Origin of the sequence: Candidatus Borrarchaeum sp. (assembly GCF_019058535.1) — an archaeon.
In the GTDB taxonomy this organism is placed as follows: domain Archaea; phylum Asgardarchaeota; class Sifarchaeia; order Borrarchaeales; family Borrarchaeaceae; genus Borrarchaeum; species Borrarchaeum weybense.
The window spans coordinates 1-2,641 of sequence record NZ_JAHPYX010000247.1 but is presented as its reverse complement, the minus strand read 5'-3'; the positions used below and the strand labels follow the sequence as shown (position 1 = coordinate 2,641).

The following is a 2,641-nucleotide window of genomic DNA, read 5'->3' as shown; positions in this document are numbered from 1 at the left end:
TTTCACACCTAAGTAAAAATGAGCTAGTTTCGAATTGAAAATCGCTTCAAAGAGTCTAAGAATTTTTCCACGATATTCAGATTTTGGCTTGAAAATGCAGAAGTTGCCATCAAAAATTTTCGTATCCAAACTTAGAAACGCTTTTACAGGCCAGTTTCGAGTAATAACTAATTTCTCTCCCGTAAACAATTCAATATCTCTTCGTCTATCGAGATGTGGTCCCCATTTGAAATAGTAACGGAATTTCGGTTCGTGAAAGGGCTTTACATCTTTCAAGGAGTCTATCATTGGGAAATAGCTATCATCTTTTTTTGTGGGGGAGGAATATTCCTCATAAAACTGGTCCCTACTCATTCCTGAATTTTTTTTGCTGTATTTCATTATGCCTACTGAAGATTTTTCCATGAAGCTGTCAAGAGTATATTCGCATCTGTCGAACTTTTTTACTAAGTCGGTAAATATTGAAAAGCCAAGGGCATATATGTGCCAGAGGTAATCTTCTTTTTTTAGCTGATGATAAGAAACCTCTTCAACTGGGCCTTCAATGATTGCACCTGTTTGCAGTGAGAATTGATGCAGTTCTGGAACCACGAATTGGACAGTGCTGGGCTGAGTATTGCCAAAGACTAGAATGCACGCCGATTCACTGCCACGCCCAAAAGTTATGCATCGTATTCTAGAGAGACCCGCAAACAAATGGAGGGAGTATTTTTGCAGAAAGGATTTTCTGAATTCACTTGCTTCAGAACTGGTGAAATTGGATAGATTCACAACCATTCCGCAGATGGTCTCTTTTTTCATCCATTTTTTGATTGCAAGTAAGAAGATTTGCGAACTCTGATACTTGGAGACCTCAGGCCATCTCCGTTTGATGAATTTCTTTTGCCAATCATACCGAAAGTCATAGCCCCAGGGAGGGTTCCCCAAGATTACATCGAATTGTGTTTTTTCGTAAGCGTTATCAAGCGTTTTCTCATAGATTTGGTCGAAAAGTGAATCACCCTCAACCAAATTCTTGTTTCGTTTTAAGCCTGGGAACATAAAGTGATTTTCGTTATTGCCAAAAAGCCTTTCATTTACAACCTCTGCGCTTTCATTTTCAATTATTTTCAGGTATAAGCTCAATGCGGCTATTCTCAAAGCATCATTGTTCTTGTCGATGCCAAACAGGCTTTTCTTTACAATTTCTGCTTTTTCATCAATGGACAGCTTTCCTTCTTCTTTTTCTCGAATATCTACGACTTTTTCGAGCGATTTGACTAGAAAAACGCCCGATCCACAAGCAGGGTCAAGGATGCTAATGTTTTTCTCCTTAATTTTTTTATGGAAAAAATTGCTTTCAAACACCTTGGACAAGGTGTATTCAACTACGTTTTCGGGGGTAAAAACAATACCTTCTTTTTCCTTGTTCTCCGCCAGAAACTTCTCATAGATATTACTTATTAGAATAATAGGTATCCTCTCAAAATCATATGGAACAAGAGTTTTTTGACGGTCGACATATGTGTAAGCTTTGCCAAAAATGCGGTCTAGTTCATAAAGGATTTTGACGTTTATGTCTTCAGGAATGTCGCCCTTCTCAAAGATATCGCCATTGAGACTATCGGTATATGAATCGAACAATCTCAGTAAAGCGTCAATTTTTTGACTCCTATCGCTCAGCAGATTTTTTAAGTCATTTCTGCCTGCTCTATCTTCTAAGAATCGGATGAAAAGGCACCTATCAATAATCTTCTGTGCGATTTCTTTATTATTAGGTCGGCCTTCAAGATAGCGGATTATTGTGTTCTTAAGCTTTTCAAGGTTTGTTAACAAGTCATCATCTACGGTAACTCGAGTTCTCTTTTGTTCTTGGATTTTTTTCTTGATTTCAGCTAAGCAGTCGCCAGCATCGATGCTTTCCTTTCTGAATAGACTCATATATCGCTGCGCTTTTCGCGTGTTTTCGCCGTAGTTGAATGAGTCAATAGATGCTCTTTCAACAGCTTTTTCAACAGGTTTTTGCAAATACGGTCTGGTTTTTGAATCGCAAATGTGAACAGCCATATCCTTTTCAAAAAGTGCAACAAAGAACTCAGTTTTATTCTCACACCACACTTCATTGTGCACTTTGGAAAAATCGTCTTTGGTCGAATCCAAACATGCAAAGTCTATGGCACCAAGGTCGTAGCTGTATCTATGGCGATTCTTATCAATTGGAGTAACATGACCGCTCAAGCCCAAATCCTTTAAGAACAACTCTAAAAAAGCCATCTATTTAGTGCCCCTTTGTCTATTAATGTCTCATATTCCTCCTGCTTAAACCTCCATGCGATTCTTGCGAGTAAATTCATGGCACCTTTGGCGCTTGATACTGCTTGCTTGCTGCACCTCCCCATCAGAGAACAAGCGCACAGTTTTCTTTCGAAACTCGAAGTGGCTTTGTTATTTTCACCACATTGGCAACCTTGCTACATTTATAGCTTTCAGCACATTTGCTACAATGCGTAAATCATGCCAAATAGCGTTTAACTTTTGCGGTTGCACGGCCATTTGTTGCTAGGTCCTATTGTGTTAGTAATCCGCTGCATTAAAGATTTGAATTATAACATACCTCGAATTTTTTTAAATTTGTTGGTAAATTGGTGAATTGGTAAATTTC

The 2,641-nt window shown here is 38.5% G+C and carries 1 protein-coding gene; it reads right to left on the bottom strand.

Features of this window, described 5'->3' with window-relative positions:
• Positions 1-2,253, bottom strand: a 2,253-nt coding sequence (locus QVB70_RS15215; RefSeq protein ID WP_287588010.1) for a class I SAM-dependent DNA methyltransferase, incomplete at its 3' end; no start/stop codon positions are given.
• Between the last annotated feature and the right edge of the window lie 388 nt (positions 2,254-2,641).